Raw genomic sequence first — 15,658 nt, 5'->3', positions numbered from 1 at the left:
CTTCCTAGAACAAGCCCGATATCTTTCCAGTATTGTCCACGTCAATTTTCTCCGCTGCCGGAACCTTTGGCAGACCCGGCATGGTCATAATATCTCCTGTTAAGGCCACAATAAATCCGGCTCCTGCGGAAACTTTCAGATTCCGCACAGTGAGCACAAACCCTCTCGGTGCGCCCAGCAACTTTCCGTCATCGGAGAAACTGTACTGTGTCTTAGCCACACAGATAGGAATATTGCCAAATCCAAGCTTCTCCAGCTGATCCAACTGCTTTCTGGCTGCCGCTGTAAAGGCTACGCCCTCCGCCCGGTAAATCTTCGTCGCGATGGCGTTCAGCTTCTCTTCAATAGTCATATCCAATTCATAACTGTAGGCAAACTGATTCGGCTGCTGGCATAATTTAACCACTTCTTCTGCCAGGACCTTGCCGCCCTCGCCGCCCTTTGCCCAGACCTGACTCAACGCCACCTTTACCCCCAGGGCTTTGCACTTTTCTTCCACTAAGGCCAGCTCCGCAGCAGTATCCGTCGGGAAAGCATTGATGGCTACCACCGCTGGCAGCTTAAACACTTGTGTAATATTTTCCACGTGCTGCAACAGATTTGGCAGTCCTTTTTCCAAGGCTTCCAGGTTTTCCTTATTCAAATCAGCCTTAGCTACGCCGCCGTGGTGCTTTAATGCCCGCACGGTAGCCACCACCACCACAGCCGAAGGCTGGATCCCCGCTGCCCGGCACTTGATATCTAAAAACTTTTCCGCTCCTAAATCCGCACCGAATCCAGCCTCAGTCACGACGTAATCCGCCAATTTTAGGGCCATCCTGGTAGCCATGATGGAGTTGCATCCATGGGCGATGTTCGCAAAAGGTCCCCCATGAATGAAGGCCGGATTGTGCTCTAAGGTCTGCACCAAGTTCGGCTTCAACGCATCCTTCAGCAAGGCAGCCAACGCACCGTGAGCTTTCAGGTCTCCTGCGGTAACTGGCTTGTCTTCATAGGTATAGCCCACGATGATGCGCTTAATTCGCTCCTTCAAATCCACCATATCCTTAGACATGCAGAGAATGGCCATGATTTCGCTGGCGACAGTAATATCAAAGCCGTCTTCTCTAGGAGAACCATTAGGCTTCCCCCCAAGGCCGTCCACCACGAACCGCAGCTGTCGGTCATTCATGTCCATACAACGCTTCCAGGTAATCTTTCTGGCATCGATATTCAGCTCGTTTCCCTGTTGAATGTGGTTGTCCAGCATGGCGGCCAGCAGATTGTTAGCCGCACCGATGGCGTGCATATCCCCCGTAAAGTGTAGATTGATGTCCTCCATAGGGATAACCTGCGCATATCCGCCGCCAGCAGCTCCGCCTTTCACGCCGAATACCGGTCCCAAAGATGGCTCTCTCAGGGCTACCACCACTTTTTTGTCAATCTGTTTTAAGCCGTCTGCCAGACCTACAGTAGTGGTGGTCTTGCCCTCTCCTGCCGGTGTTGGGGAGATGGCCGTCACTAAAATCAGTTTTCCGTTGGCCACATCCTTCATTTCCTCCAACAGATTATAGTCCACCTTTGCCTTATAGTTTCCATAGAGTTCTAAATATTTCTCTGCAACACCTGCCTCTTTGGCCACTTCACCGATGTGATGCAACGGTGTCTCCTGTGCAATTTGAATATCACTTTTGAATTCCATACAAAGCCCTGACCTTTCTCATCATCTATAAATGACGTACTTATTTATCAATGCCTGCTGCCTGTAGGATATCTACAATATCCGCATACTTATTTAAAGAATAAATATGCAGGCCATTGATTGCCGCTTGCCTGTATCGCAAAATCTGCTTGGCCGTATATTCTTTTCCAGCTTTCTTAAAGTCCTCCGGCGTATCTCCGTACTTGCCGATAATCTCTGCCAGCTCTCTCGGTATAGAGCAGCCGTTAGACAAAGACATGCGGATAATACTATCCTTGGAGAGCGCAGGCATGAGACCTACCACCACCGGCAGATGAATGCCTTGAGCCCGAATAGTTTCCAGGAAACGTTCATAGGCTTCTACATCGTGGCACAGCTGAGTCATGAGAAAGTCTGCCCCCGCTTCTTGCTTTAACTTCAAGTAGTGGATATCCGTGTCCAGTGAATCCGCTTCCATATGCTTCTCTGGATAACAAGCCGCCCCCAGACAAAGGTCGGGGAAATTCTCCCGCAGAAATTCCAGCAACTGATTAGCATTGCTGAAATCCCCATTGGTGCCATCCAAGCCGTGAGGAATGTCTCCTCGAAGAGCCAGCACATTTTCTACGCCCAGGTCTCGATATTCCTGAATGGCTTCTATAATATCCTGCCGGGTATTTCCGATACAGGTAAAATGCGTCATGGCATGTTGGCCGTCTTTTTCAATTATTTCACACAGTTCTGAGCTTCTTCCTTTATTGGTTCCCCCGGCGCCATAGGTGCAACTGATAAAATCTGGCTGGAACTTATACAGTTCTGCCAAGGTTTTTTTCAAGGGCTCCATGGATTGCTCCGCCTTAGGCGGGAATACTTCAAAGGAGAAGGATTGGCGTTTTTTAAATATATCGCTAATCTTCATGCGATTCCTCCCTTTCCTGCTTACCATCATCTTCTTTTTATAGCTTACCTTCTGGTAAAAAGCTTGTCAACTGACATGTCTCCTAAACTAGAAGCTTTTTTAGAAAAGTTTTCCTATGTATGGGGCAGATTCCTGCTTTCTCTATGCCCTCATAATGGGCCTTCGTACCATAGCCTTTATTCTTTTCAAAGGCATAGTCCGGATAAATCTTGCTGTATTCTGCCATCATCCGATCCCGGGTAACCTTGGCCAAAATAGAGGCTGCTGCAATAGAGACGCTATTGGCATCGCCCTTGATAATGCCCGTTTGGGGAATGGACACCTCTTTCAGCGTCAACGCATCGATAAGCAGGTGCTGGATGCCTGCCAATCCCTGCTTCTTCAAGCTTTCATCAGCGTTGGCCACCGCCTCCGCCATGGCTTTCTTGGTGGCCTCTAAAATGTTGATTTCATCAATAACCAGATGGTCGGCCATGCCGATACCATAAGCCATCGCTTTTTCTCGAATCTGGTCAAAGAGTTCTTCCCGCTTCTTCTCCGATAATTTTTTGGAATCATCCACTCCCAACAGATCAAAATCCGCAGGCAACACCGCACAAGCAGCCACCACCGGCCCAGCCAGAGGCCCTCGGCCTACCTCGTCGACACCGGCCACCAGATTCAGACCTGAGCGATACAAATCTTGCTCGTATTTCTTCATTTCTTGCAGTTTTTCCCGCAGCAATGCTTCCCGTTCTTCCCGCTTCATCGCTCTTCTCTCTTTCTATCAGGCATCCTCACTGTGTTCCAAAGTAATGCGGCCGATGATTCCTGCCCGAAACTCGTCCAGTACCGCCCGCGCAGTTCGTTCGTAATCGGTTCGCTTGCCTGACAGGATAAACCCTCGCTTAGCTGCGATAGCCTCCATGGTTTCCAAAGGTTCTTCCCCCAGCTCCACCAGCTTGTATCGCTCCATCAGTTCCTCTGGATACTCCTTTTGCAACACACCAATCAATTCCAGCGCAAGGGATGCCAAATCCATGGTCTCATCTCGAATCGATCCGCAGAAGGCCAAGTTCAAGCCCACTAGCGGATCCTCAAACTTGGGCCAAAGGATACCCGGCGTGTCCAGAAGCTGCATTCCATTGGACAGGGTCAGCCACTGCTTTCCTCTGGTCACTCCTGGCCTGTCCCCCGTCTTGGCGCTCTTTTTGCCCAAAAGCCGATTGATTAAGGAAGACTTGCCTACATTGGGCACGCCTACAATCATCATCCGCAAAGTCCGTTTTCTGGACAGCTCCTGATTTCGGGCCTCCTGATATTTACTCAATAAACTCAGCAAAGCCGGCACTCCCGCACCATTCATGCAGTTCATCGGCACCACAAAATGGCCTTCTTCCTTAAAGACCTTTGTCCAGCCCTCATTTTCCCGGCTGTCTGCTAAGTCTACCTTGTTGAGGATAATGACCCGCTGCTTACCGCCAATCAAATCGTTGATAATCGGATTTCGGCTGGAAATCGGTATTCTGGCGTCGATGACTTCAATAACCAGGTCCACCATTTTCAAGTTAGCCTGAATCATCTCCCTGGTCTTTTTCATGTGACCGGGATACCAGTTTATATGTTCAATCATAGTTTCTCCTCTGCCTGCATGTATCAGGGCTTTTTTCATATTTATGCGGCTTTTGAGCCGTTTTTATCCAAATTTAAAGAAAAAGATGAAAAAATAAGGAGTCCCCAAAGGGACCCCTCGATTTTCATTATACGCGCTTGTTCTTGATTCTAGCAGCCTTACCTGTTCTCTCTCTCATGTAGTTCAACTTAGCTCGTCTTACGCGACCCTGCTTCACTACCTCAACCTTGTCAATCTTTGGTGAGTTGATCGGGAATGTCTTTTCTACGCCAACGCCAGATGCGATTCTTCTAACTGTAAAAGTCTGATTGATACCGCCGTTCTGCTTCTTCAATACGAAGCCTTCGAATATCTGAACTCTCTCTCTAGTGCCTTCTTTAATCTTGATGTGTACCTTTACGGTGTCACCAACATTGAACTTCGGAATGTCGTTTCTGATGTACTCCTGTGCAATTGCTTCCATTACATTCATCGTTATTTCCTCCTTCCTTCCCAAGACGTTCATGGCAAACTCACAAAGCTTACAGCTTTGGATTAACGTTTGTATTTCAACAAGCAACTCTGTCCAGAGGACCGTCCGTAATAACCTTATCTACTATATCACAAGTTCTTTTTTATTGCAAGCATTTTTTGGTTTTACGTGATTAAATGTAGATTGCTGCCGATTGAAAACCGGGTAATGACCTTAATATAAAAAACTTTTTAAGAATAGCTTTTATAAGTGTGTATTGTTTGTTATAATAGTTTAATATTTATATAATTCCCATATGAAAACTAGGTATTAATATTTTAAATACAGGAGGTGCTACCTATGAGCAAACATACCTACGGTAATAATTTAGGATTTCAAACGCGAGCTGTCCATACAGGCAACGACGTAGATCAAGAAACCGGTGCAATTCGCCGGCCAATTACCATGGCCAACAGCTATGAACTCCCCTATGATCCCTCGGATATGAACTGGAGCAGCGCTGGAGAGAAACCGCTATACACTCGCAATGGCGGCGCTAACCAGAATTATTTGCAGGAAAGACTGCAATCCTTGGAAAATGGGGAGGATTGTGTCGTGCTAGCCAGTGGTGTTGCCGCTTTATCAGGCCTGTTTTTTGCATTGCTCAAATCTGGGGACCACATTATATTCTCTAATATAACATACATTGCCGTCTATCGCTTGCTCCATGAACTTCTTCCAGAAAAATATGGTATTGAAACAACCATTGTCGACACTTCGGATATTCAACAGGTTCAAGCAGCCATTCGGCCCAATACAAAACTAATCCACATAGAAACACCAGGCAATCCCACGACCCAAATCAGTGACATTGCCGCCATCGCACAGCTGGCGCACCAAAATGGCGTGCTGCTTTCCGTAGATAATACGTTCGCGTCTCCCTATAACCAACGCCCCTTGGAGCTGGGAGCAGATCTTACAGTAGAAAGCTTAACGAAATATATTAACGGTCACGGCGATGCCATGGGTGGTGCGGTCATTGGCTCCAGAGATTTAATCAGCCGTATACGCGCCGATTCGATGGTAAATCTGGGGGGAGCCATCAGCCCCTTTAATGCCTGGCTGATCATGCGGGGCTCCTCCACATTACCTCTGCGGATGCGGGAGCACAACAACAACGCCCTTGCTGTCGCACATTATCTGGAGGGAGAAGCCGGTGTACGTTTTGTAGCATATCCAGGACTGGAAAGCCACAAGGGCCATAAAGTCGCTAAAAATCAAATGCCTGGAGGTTTTGGCGGCGTACTCTCCTTTGGCCTCCAGGCGGACCACGACACACACAATCGGTTTGTAGCCGCTTTGAAGATTATCACTTCTGCGGTATCCCTCGGGCATGATGAAAGCTTAATCGTATTTCTCGGCGAAAACGATGAACGCCAATATCTCTACCCCGAAGAATTTCACGGTGGTTTCTTTCGCCTGAGCGTTGGTATTGAGGATGCAGAAGACTTGATTCAGGATCTCAGACAAGCACTGGCACAAGTTGGATTATAGTTGCTTAACAAATTGCTTCGCTATCCATCGGTCCCTGCAAATCAAAATAGCATTTACACAAAAGAAAACACAAGAAGAGAAGGGATAATCGTGTGACGATTATCCCTTCTCTTCTTTTATTCTAAATCACCTTTTATTTCTTTTTGGCCTTTATGCAATCAAAAATCTGGACAAAAACTCCTTGGTTCGCTGATTTTTCGGCTCTGTAAAAATTACCTGCGGAGATTCGTCTTCCACAATGATTCCCTGGTCCATAAATACAGTCCGGGAAGAAACATCCCTGGCAAACGCCATCTCATGAGTGACAATAATCATGGTCAGGCCTTCATCTGCCAGATTCCGCATGACCGCCAGCACTTCTCCTACCATTTCTGGGTCCAGGGCACTGGTGGGCTCATCAAAGAGCAGAACTTCCGGTTCCATCGCCAAGGCTCTGGCAATGGCCACCCGCTGCTTCTGGCCTCCTGACAGTTGATGTGGTTTTGCATAAATATACGGAAGCATCCCGACTTTATCTAAGTAAGTCAGGCTGGTAGCCTTTGCCTCCTTAGCACTCCTTTTCAACACCCGCTTCTGGCCCAACATACAGTTTTCCAATACTGTCAGATTACTAAACAGGTTGAACTGCTGAAAGACCATCCCCACCTTGGCTCTGTACTGGGCTACTTGGGCCGGTTTTCCTAAGATGGAGTTCTCCTTGTGATAGATGCAGCCTCCAGAAGGCCGTTCCAGCATGTTCATACACCGGAGCAAGGTGGACTTGCCGGAGCCAGAAGAACCAATGATACAAATGACATCCCCTTTATAGACCTTAAAATCCACATCGGTCAGCACCTGATGCTCCCCAAAGCTTTTCTCCAAATGCTCTACCTGGAGCAGCGGTACTTCTGTTGAGTTTATCTTTTTATATTCGTTTTTCATCATGCAACACCTCCTTCAGCCTTGGTCTTAAAGATTCCGTTGCCATAATTATCATCCATAAAATCCGCCTTATCTGCCAGCTTATAATGGTCTGAACCTTGCATTTTCTTTTCCAACAGCCGGAGCAGTCTGGAGAGCACAAACGTCATCGCCAAGTATAGGGCACAGGCAATAAGGAAGGGTTCAAAGTATCGGTAATAGGTTCCCGTCACGGTCTTGGTAACAAAGAACAGCTCGGTGCAGGATATAACATTTAAAACGGAAGTATCTTTAATATTGATAATCAAATTATTTCCAATCTGAGGCAGGATATTGAATAAGGCCTGAGGAACGATAACGCAAGCCATCGCATCCATATGACGCATCCCCAGAGACTGCGCGGCCTCTAGCTGCCCGCCGTCAATGGACTGAATACCGCCTCGGACCGTCTCCGCCATATAGGCTCCTGTATTTACGGACACCACCAGATAACTGGCCACTGTAGCGGTCAGGTTAATCCCAAACAGGGCCTGGGACCCATAGTAAACCACCATAGCCTGAACCATCATCGGAGTCCCTCTAAAAATTTCGATGTATACACCTAAGGCCGCATTTATCAAGGCCATAAGTCCTTTTTTATACCAATGTTCCTCTGGGGACAATTGGATGCTCCGGATCGTTCCCACAATAAATCCGATGATACATCCAATGATGGTACTAATTAAGGCAATCTCCAGAGTAGCCGCAGCCCCTTTTAAAAAGGAACTGCCATATTCATTTAAAAACAGCTGAATCCACTGCCACGAACTTCTTTCCATTAAAAATTCTCCTCTCTATGTTCAAGCTTTTCTTTTAGGACAGAGGCTGAATTTCAATAGCTTCCTCCATCATGGCCTCTCGGTCTTCTGAGGAAATAGTTTTTACTACTCCATTGATGGCCTCTAGCAGCTGTCTGTTGCCCTTTTTAACCGCAATGCCCATGTCTACGTTGCCCTTATCCACCACAAAATTCCCTTTGTCCAGATTCAGTATTTTTATGTCGGGATTAGCTGCCACTGCCGCTAAGGCTGTCGGCATATCCACCGTGACGATTTCTGACTTACCAGAGGTCAGCGAGACGATTACCCCAGGTACGGTATCGATTCCAGGAGTCAAGTTTGCCTTCGGAATCTGGTCTAAGATGTCATACCATACGGTATTCAGCTGAGAAGTAGCCGTAGCGCCAGCCAAGTCCTCCAGGGAAGATGCCTCTGCATATTTACTGCTTTTCATGGTCAACGGCACCATGTCGGCCTGATAATAAATATCAGAAAAATCTACACTTTCCCGTCTCGCATCGGTCATGCACATACCGGCGATAACCGCATCGATTTTGTCGGTCTGTAAAGCTGGTATGAGCCCATCCCATTCAATTCGATATACCTCCAGCTCGTATCCCATGGCCTCTGCTACCTTGGAAGCATATAAAATATCGTACCCGTTGGCGTAATCCTTGGTTCCGACAATTGGTACAGCCCCGTTGGTATCGTCAGGCTGGGTCCAGTTGAAAGGCGCATAGGCACACTCCATGCCTACCCGCAGAACTTTTCTCTGATTGTCTGTGGCCTGATCTGCACCGTCTTCTTTTGGGCCACAGGCCGCCAAGCTCAGCATCAAGCACAGTACTGCACTAAAAATAAGTAGTCTCTTCCAATTTCTTTTCATGTGTTTTCCCTCATCTCTCTTTTTATTTTTACAGCTCTTTTATGGGAGCATGCTCTGCTGAAAGCAGGCCGGCTCAACCCATGGTGACATATAGGAAATAACCGTCCTCTACAGATATTTCCCATATTATAAAAGAAGCCTCTGCCATACGCATTTCTTCCTCCTGCGCTTGCCTCTTTATTGCAGCTTTTTAAAATCCAGAATGAGGCTGACTTTTGCCAAACTTCTCTAGACTATAAAAAGAAAAAGGCGCTAATTCGTGTATGAATTAACGCCTTTGTCAATAAATATTCATTTAGTATAAAGAATCCAAGAACTGTTGTCAAGAGAATTTATGCAAATTGTCTAATAATTTTATGCCCGAGGGTGGGTTCGGTCATAGACATCCTTAATGCGATTTTTAGTTACTGACAAGTAAATCTGTGTCGCCGTAATGTCCTCATGACCCATGAGTTCTTGCAGAGATTTCAAGTCTGCACCGTTTTGAATCATATGAACAGCAAAGGAATTTCGCAGAGTCTGAGGAGTAATCCGGCCATCCATGTCCGCTTGCTGAGCGTATTCCTTTAAAATCTTCCACAGGCCTTGTCTGGTCAGTTTCTCCCCGAAGTAATTGACAAATAACGGCTCTTTGACCGCGTCTCCTTCTTTGTCTTTGATAAACTGATCCCGCACCTCAAATATGTAATTCTCTACTGCCGCTCTGGCCGGCCGACCCATGGGAATAATCCTGGCCTTGCCGTGCTCGCCGTTGCAAGTGATGAAACCTAGCCGCAAGTTGATGTCGCTGACCTTGGCCTCAATGACCTCACTGACCCGAATGCCGGTCGCATACATTAATTCCAAAATAGCCTTGTCCCGCCGACCCTTGATGGACTCATCCGGAAGCGCCAGCAGCTTGTCTACCTCTTCAATAGACAGATATTCCAGTTCTTTCCGCTCAATTTTAGGGGATTTTATGTTGACCACCGGATTTTCCTTCAAGTACCCCTTCGTCATCATAAAATTATAGAAAGCTCGCAGGGAGGCCACCTTTCGATTTACCGTCGCCGAGGATTTTCCATCATTTTTCAGCTTCAGCACAAAAGAGACGACCTCTGCATTGGAACCTTCCTCTAGTCTGCCCGCGTTCTTTCCTTCTAAAAAACGTTGATATTCCGCCAGGTCTCGGCTATAAGCCTGCAACGAATTGGCGGACATTCGGCGTTCTTCGGTGAGATATTGTTTAAACTGCTCTAAATAATCGTTCATGTTCTTCTCCATCTATTTTTTTCTGCCTTTATCCAGTATACCCCAGGCCCAGCAGGTTTACAATAATGATTGCCCAAAATCATGGTATTTTTCCAGCCGTACTATTTTTCACCTCAGCCGCATATGCTTTTATATAATACTGCAAACCAACAAACCGAAGGTTTCATTGGAAATTAGTACAACTACTTTTTGTGAGGATACCAACATGAAGAAAAACATATTTGCCAATACTATTCAATCCCTTTCCCTCTCCCGGGAATACACGACATTCCTATTCTTTGCCTTAATTTTCGGCATATCTACCGGGGTGTTTTTTGAGGTGCTCATGAGTACGGATATGAAAGCTGATATGCAATATTACCTGCAAAATCTGCTGCTGACTCCGCTGGAAGGGGAAGCCCCTGCGGCCAGTTCCTTTGCCGCCCTGATAGGCTCTGTAATACTAAATCTCCTGGCTTTAGCCCTGATTGCCCTGTCCGGTTATACCCGATTTACCTATCCGGTACCTTGCGCCATGGTAATCATCAAAGGTCTGTCTCTGGGGTATTGCTGCGCCTTAATTCTGGAAACACTGGATTTAAAAGGTGCCCTGGTTATTGCCCTCTCCCTCTTTCCCCAAAATACGCTGCTTCTGCCAGCCTTTTTTCTATCAGCCAACCTGGCTGTAGCCAAAGCGGCTTCTTCTCGCCACAAAAAAAATAAAGGTATGGTCCGAAGCTTTAACGCCTCTGACGCCCCATACCTTTACGCCCATGTGTTCTTAGGTCTACTGGTGGTAGCCAGCTGCCTGCTTCAAAGCCTTTTTCTACCCCTGGCCTCTCGGCTGGTCTAAGGAACTTTCAGGTCTATCCCCTATTTCAGCTTCAGTTTAGCCCAGGCCTGCATAATCGCGATAGCCGTCTTGCCGTCTTCAATCTCACCGTTTACAGTCATCTTAAACAGCTGATCTAAATCCATCTCCAGGATGTCTAGTGCCTCATGCTCATCAAAGGCCGTCTCTCCTGCTGTCAGGCCTGTACACAGGTAAATGTACAGGACCTCCTGGGAATAGCCCACAGAAGGGTAAAATTTAGTCAAAAACTGGACCTGCTCGGCAGTATAACCCGTCTCTTCTTTCAGCTCCCGCACAGCTGTCTCATAGGGATCTTCCCCCTTTTCGATTTTTCCTGCCGGAACCTCTAAAACCACCTTCTCTACAGGCTTTCTGAACTGACGGACCAACAGAACCTTTCCATCCTCTTTGACGGCAATCATCGCCACTCCGCCGTTATGCTCTACAATCTCTCGGTGAGAAGTCCCTCCCCCGATGACCTGCACCTTATCCCGGCGCAGATTCAAAATAGCTCCCTGATAAATCATTTCACTAGATATGGTTTTCTCTTCAAAGGTCATCTTTCTCCTCCTATCTGCTCATCTTCCTGGATTTATCCACTGCCGCCTGAAAACCAGACTGCACCACCTCTGCAAAGCCCAAGTGCTGAAGCCGTTCCACTGCCTCGATGGTAGTTCCACCCGGTGAGCATACGTTTATTCGCAGTTGAACGGGATCCACCCCGGTCTCCAGCACCATCTTCGCAGCGCCCAACACAGACTGCGCTGCAAATACCAGGGCCTGCTCTTTCTCCATGCCATTTTTTACAGCCGCTTCTGCCAGCGCATCAATATACATGTAGGTATAGGCCGGACTGCTGCCGCTGACACCGATTACACAGTGAATCAACTCTTCCTTTACTTCTTCCGCCCTGCCGATGGACTGAAACAGCTCCAAAATCTCCGCAAACTCCTCGTCGTTCACCTGGGGATTTCTGCTCACCGAAGTCATAGCCTCTCCCACTGCGGCTGGGGTATTGGGCATAACGCGGATAATCTTGGCCGACTGGCTCACTCCTTCGCCAATGCTGGCCATGGTTATACCAGCAGCCATAGATACCAGCACTTTGTCTGAGCTGTAAGCTTCCGCCACCTGAGGCAGCACCTCAGGAAACATATTAGGCTTCACCCCCAGCATAATTACTTGGCTGCTCTCCACCAACTCCCTTATGCTCCCACAGCTCTGAACACCTAGTTCCTGGCAAAGTGCTTCCAGCTTTTCTGGGCTCCTGCCGCATACACAAACCTCCGTCGGTAAAACCTGACCCGAAGCCAGACATCCCCGAAGAATGGCCCCGCCCATATTACCGGCTCCTATAAAACCTACTCTCATCTTACTCTGCCTTTCCCGAAAACACGGTTCCGTTTTCCGTTCCCTCTGCTGCGCCTTGAATGATGTTCAGTTTCTTGCCATTGAGCAGAATCAGTGGAATGCCATACTTGTTCACTCGTCTGGCTGCCTCAATCTTACAAGTGATACCTCCAGTACCGAAGCTGCTGCCACCTTCCACGTCAATATTGGCCAACAATTCATCAATATCGCTGATTTCTTCAATAAGCTTCGCATCAGCATGAGTCTTTGGATCTTTATCGAAGACGCCGTCAATATCACTGAGGATGATTAAGGCATCTGCATTCCAAAGAGTAGCCGTCAGCCCACTGAGGGTATCATTGTCGCCAATCTTAATCTCATCCACACTAACACTGTCGTTTTCATTGATGATCGGCACCACCCCTTCATCCACTAAGGTAAACAGCGCATTGCGAATATTCAAATTTCTGGTGTGGTCCTCAAAGTCCTCTCTGGTCAGAAGAATCTGACCTACATGAAAACCGTAATCGCTGAAATACTGCTTATACGCCATCATCAGTTCGACCTGTCCAATGGCACACAGAGCCTGCTTATAGTTGATATCGCCTTTTCTGCTCCACTTGTTGATTGCTCCAATACCGCAAATTCGAGCGCCAGAAGAAACCAGCACCACCTGCTTACCCTGCTGAATCAGTCCATTTACCTGCTCCACTAAATTTCGGATGATCGTTTGGTTCACATTGCCGTGATCATCAGACAACACATTGCTCCCCAGCTTAATGACAATTTTTCTGCTTTCTTTTATTACATCACTTATCGCGCTCATATCTGCTCCTGTCTTTCTGTTCTGCCAACTGTTCTGGCCATCTTTCATACAGCTTATTATTATATACCTTGTAGGCTGAAAAATAAATATCTTTGCATAAAAAGACGAGTGGAAGACTTAACAGCAGTATGTTGCCGCCAGTTTCCACTCGTTTCTCTCTATAATAGGTGTCTTATCTCTTATTTGCCGAACTGCTCAATAAATTCATCGTAGGTGCAGAGACGGTCTACCAGGCTGCCGTCTTCCTGAATCTCCATAATCCGATTGGCAATGGTCTGGATGAATTCGTGGTCATGGGAGGCAAACAGCAGATTGCCCTTAAACTCGATGAGGCCGTTATTCAACGCGGTGATGGACTCTAGATCCAGATGGTTGGTCGGCTGATCCAGCACCAGGATATTTGAGCCAAAGAGCATCATTCTGGACAGCATACAACGAACTTTTTCTCCTCCGGATAATACCTTTACTGGTTTATATACATCCTCTCCCGAGAAAAGCATCCGTCCCAAGAATCCTCGCAGGAAGGTTTCTGTGGTCTCTGTGGTGAACTGTCCCAGCCATTTGATGATGTTCAAGTCGCTTTCCTCAAAGAAAGCGCCGTTTTCTCTTGGGAAATAGGACTGAGACGTGCTCACACCCCACTTGAAGGTGCCTTCATCCGGCTCCATCTCTTCCATAAGGATTTTAAACAGAGTGGTATTGGCAATTTCATTTTCACCGACAAAAGCTACCTTATCCCCTTTATTCAAACGGAAAGTCAGGTTATCCAAAATCTTTACGCCGTCGATGGTCTTAGAGATACCTTCTACGGTCAGCAGCTCTTTCCCTGCCTCTCGATCCATCTGGAATCCCACATAAGGATATCTTCTAGAGGAAGACGGCATCTCATCCACTGTCAGCTTTTCAATCAGCTTTCTTCTAGACGTCGCCTGCTTGGACTTTGATTTATTGGCGGAGAACCGCTGAATAAATCCTTGCAGCTCTTTAATCTTATCTTCGTTCTTTTTGTTCTGGTCCTTAAGCATCCGCTGAACCAGCTGGGAGGATTCATACCAAAACTCGTAGTTGCCCACGTACATCTTAATCTTTCCGTAATCCACGTCTACAATGTTTGTACACACGGTATTTAGGAAGTGACGGTCATGGGAGACTACCAGCATCGTACCCTGATAATCCAACAGGAAGTCCTCCAACCAGTTGATCGCTACGATATCCAAACCATTGGTCGGCTCGTCCAGGAGGATGATCTCCGGTTTACCAAATAAAGCTTGGGCCAGCAACACCTTTACCTTTTCCTTTTCCGTCAGACTGCCCATTTCACTGTACATCACATCCATGGAAAGGCCCAGGCCCTGAATCAGTCTGCCTGCATCGGACTCAGCTTCCCATCCGTCTAATTCAGCAAACTCACCTTCCAGCTCAGAAGCCTTGATGCCGTCTTCATCGGTAAAGTCTTCTTTTGCATACAGCGCATCCTTTTCCTTCATAATCTGGTACAATCGAGGATTGCCCTGAATAATGGTGTCCAACACATTAAAATCATCAAAAGCGAAGTGGTCCTGCTTTAGCACGGACATCCGCATGTCTTTACCGATGGACACATTCCCTGTAGTCGGGTCCAGGTCACCGGATAAAATTCGTAAAAAAGTGGATTTCCCAGCACCGTTGGCCCCAATGATGCCATAGCAGTTGCCCGGCGTAAATTTCAAATCTACGTCTTTAAAAAGCGTCGTTCCACTAAAGTTCATACTGACATTTGTAACATTTATCATCTCGTAATCGTACCTCCGTTTTCATGGACCACTGGCTCCTATCCAGAAGTTTCAGCTATTTCAGCCGATTCTGGATTATTTCCTTGGTTTACACATTCCGCCTGCGCTCCAAAATACCTGAGCACAATAATGAAGAGCTACGCCAGGCAGCTCTTCATCGGCTTACATTCTATCATTAGTCCATTACATTATACTAGCTTTTCTGTTAAATTTCAATACTATTATGGAGATTTCTGCGCTTTTCAAGACTCCTGCTAAATGTCCGGAGCTGGGAGAGACAACTTGACCGTTGTTCCCTATTCCATCCTTTAGCTATACATGCCGTTTTGAGCCATGTAATCGTAAATTTTCTTTCCGTGTTCCTGCTCTTCTTTTTGAATGTGGTTTAACGTATTTCGCACGCTTTCATCTTTGAATTCAAAGATGCAGGTGTCATACATGGAGGACACATGTTTTTCTGTACCTAAGGCGTCCGTGCACAGGTATTGATCCCTGGTCTTGTTTTGATAACCGCTCTGAGCTTGACTGCTCATCTGTGGGATGCTTTGCGCCTGTGCAGCTGCCGCCGGCTGCTGTCCACCCATCTGCTGCAAGTTTGGCTTCTGCCCGCCGCCCATGCCCATTGCTGGGGTAGTACCACTTAAAATCTGAGTAAGCGTGTCGTAATGGTTCTGCTCGATGGCGCCCAGGCTGGAGAACAAACTTTTCAGCTGGTTGCAGCTAGCCTCTGTAGCATATTTGCTGTACTTGTCTACGCAAAGCTTTTCCTCTGACTTTAAATCGTTGAGCAACATTTTTTCCTTTTCCGTCAATATCATTTTTTGCAC

Annotated in this window: 16 protein-coding genes; 2 read left to right on the top strand and 14 right to left on the bottom strand. The window is 47.0% G+C overall.

Features of this window, described 5'->3' with window-relative positions; translation table 11 throughout:
* Window positions 1-4 precede the first annotated feature (4 nt).
* From Ami103574_RS05850 to rplS, 5 genes are all read right to left on the bottom strand, one after another.
* Window positions 5-1,681 carry a formate--tetrahydrofolate ligase gene (locus tag Ami103574_RS05850; RefSeq protein WP_163065738.1) on the bottom strand — a complete coding sequence of 559 codons (1,677 nt, stop codon included), beginning with the start codon at window positions 1,679-1,681 and terminating at the stop codon, window positions 5-7.
* A gap of 40 nt (window positions 1,682-1,721) precedes the next feature.
* Window positions 1,722-2,579, bottom strand: coding sequence for a methylenetetrahydrofolate reductase (locus Ami103574_RS05845; protein ID WP_163065737.1), 858 nt, complete (start codon window positions 2,577-2,579; stop codon window positions 1,722-1,724).
* 82 nt (window positions 2,580-2,661) lie between these two features.
* On the bottom strand, window positions 2,662-3,327 hold the full coding sequence (locus Ami103574_RS05840) for a ribonuclease HII (RefSeq protein ID WP_163065736.1): 666 nt from the start codon (window positions 3,325-3,327) through the stop codon (window positions 2,662-2,664).
* 18 nt (window positions 3,328-3,345) lie between these two features.
* On the bottom strand, window positions 3,346-4,191 hold the full coding sequence (gene ylqF, locus Ami103574_RS05835; RefSeq protein ID WP_163065735.1) for a ribosome biogenesis GTPase YlqF: 846 nt from the start codon (window positions 4,189-4,191) through the stop codon (window positions 3,346-3,348).
* A gap of 127 nt (window positions 4,192-4,318) precedes the next feature.
* On the bottom strand, window positions 4,319-4,663 hold the full coding sequence (rplS, locus tag Ami103574_RS05830) for a 50S ribosomal protein L19 (protein ID WP_163065734.1): 345 nt from the start codon (window positions 4,661-4,663) through the stop codon (window positions 4,319-4,321).
* A gap of 339 nt (window positions 4,664-5,002) precedes the next feature.
* On the opposite strand from rplS, the gene Ami103574_RS05825 reads away from it, so the two are divergent.
* Window positions 5,003-6,196, top strand: coding sequence for a trans-sulfuration enzyme family protein (locus Ami103574_RS05825; RefSeq protein WP_163065733.1), 1,194 nt, complete (start codon window positions 5,003-5,005; stop codon window positions 6,194-6,196).
* A 150-nt stretch (window positions 6,197-6,346) separates the two neighbouring features.
* Here Ami103574_RS05825 and Ami103574_RS05820 read toward each other — a convergent pair whose 3' ends face one another.
* The 4 genes from Ami103574_RS05820 to Ami103574_RS05805 form a co-directional block, all read right to left on the bottom strand.
* Window positions 6,347-7,120, bottom strand: coding sequence for an amino acid ABC transporter ATP-binding protein (locus tag Ami103574_RS05820; RefSeq protein ID WP_281350941.1), 774 nt, complete (start codon window positions 7,118-7,120; stop codon window positions 6,347-6,349).
* Window positions 7,117-7,914, bottom strand: coding sequence for an amino acid ABC transporter permease (locus Ami103574_RS05815; protein ID WP_163065732.1), 798 nt, complete (start codon window positions 7,912-7,914; stop codon window positions 7,117-7,119). Before Ami103574_RS05815 ends, Ami103574_RS05820 begins: the two co-directional genes overlap by 4 nt.
* Before the next feature lie 34 nt (window positions 7,915-7,948).
* Window positions 7,949-8,800, bottom strand: coding sequence for a transporter substrate-binding domain-containing protein (locus tag Ami103574_RS05810; RefSeq protein ID WP_163065731.1), 852 nt, complete (start codon window positions 8,798-8,800; stop codon window positions 7,949-7,951).
* 354 nt (window positions 8,801-9,154) lie between these two features.
* A complete protein-coding gene (locus Ami103574_RS05805) occupies window positions 9,155-10,051 on the bottom strand; it encodes a site-specific tyrosine recombinase (protein WP_163065730.1) in 897 nt (298 codons plus the stop codon).
* Window positions 10,052-10,256: 205 nt separating this feature from the next.
* On the opposite strand from Ami103574_RS05805, the gene Ami103574_RS05800 reads away from it, so the two are divergent.
* A complete protein-coding gene (locus tag Ami103574_RS05800; protein ID WP_163065729.1) occupies window positions 10,257-10,883 on the top strand; it encodes a stage II sporulation protein M in 627 nt (208 codons plus the stop codon).
* A gap of 20 nt (window positions 10,884-10,903) precedes the next feature.
* Here Ami103574_RS05800 and Ami103574_RS05795 read toward each other — a convergent pair whose 3' ends face one another.
* The 5 genes from Ami103574_RS05795 to Ami103574_RS05775 all read right to left on the bottom strand — a co-directional run bounded on the left by Ami103574_RS05795 (window position 10,904) and on the right by Ami103574_RS05775 (window position 15,649).
* Window positions 10,904-11,443, bottom strand: a complete 540-nt coding sequence (locus Ami103574_RS05795; RefSeq protein WP_163065728.1) for an NUDIX domain-containing protein — start codon at window positions 11,441-11,443, stop codon at window positions 10,904-10,906.
* A 10-nt stretch (window positions 11,444-11,453) separates the two neighbouring features.
* Window positions 11,454-12,254, bottom strand: coding sequence for a pyrroline-5-carboxylate reductase (gene proC / locus Ami103574_RS05790; protein ID WP_163065727.1), 801 nt, complete (start codon window positions 12,252-12,254; stop codon window positions 11,454-11,456).
* 1 nt (window position 12,255) lies between these two features.
* Window positions 12,256-13,059, bottom strand: coding sequence for a glutamate 5-kinase (gene proB / locus Ami103574_RS05785; protein ID WP_163065726.1), 804 nt, complete (start codon window positions 13,057-13,059; stop codon window positions 12,256-12,258).
* A gap of 179 nt (window positions 13,060-13,238) precedes the next feature.
* Window positions 13,239-14,831 (bottom strand): ABC-F family ATP-binding cassette domain-containing protein, encoded by a 1,593-nt coding sequence (locus tag Ami103574_RS05780; protein WP_163065725.1) that lies wholly within the window; start codon window positions 14,829-14,831, stop codon window positions 13,239-13,241.
* Window positions 14,832-15,139: 308 nt separating this feature from the next.
* The gene (locus Ami103574_RS05775; RefSeq protein WP_163065724.1) at window positions 15,140-15,649 is read right to left on the bottom strand and encodes a spore coat protein; all 510 of its coding nucleotides are present in this window, start codon (window positions 15,647-15,649) and stop codon (window positions 15,140-15,142) included.
* Window positions 15,650-15,658 lie beyond the last annotated feature (9 nt).

Origin of the sequence: Aminipila butyrica, assembly GCF_010669305.1 — a bacterium.
GTDB lineage: Bacteria > Bacillota > Clostridia > Peptostreptococcales > Anaerovoracaceae > Aminipila > Aminipila butyrica.
This window is presented reverse-complemented; position numbering and strand designations above follow the sequence as displayed.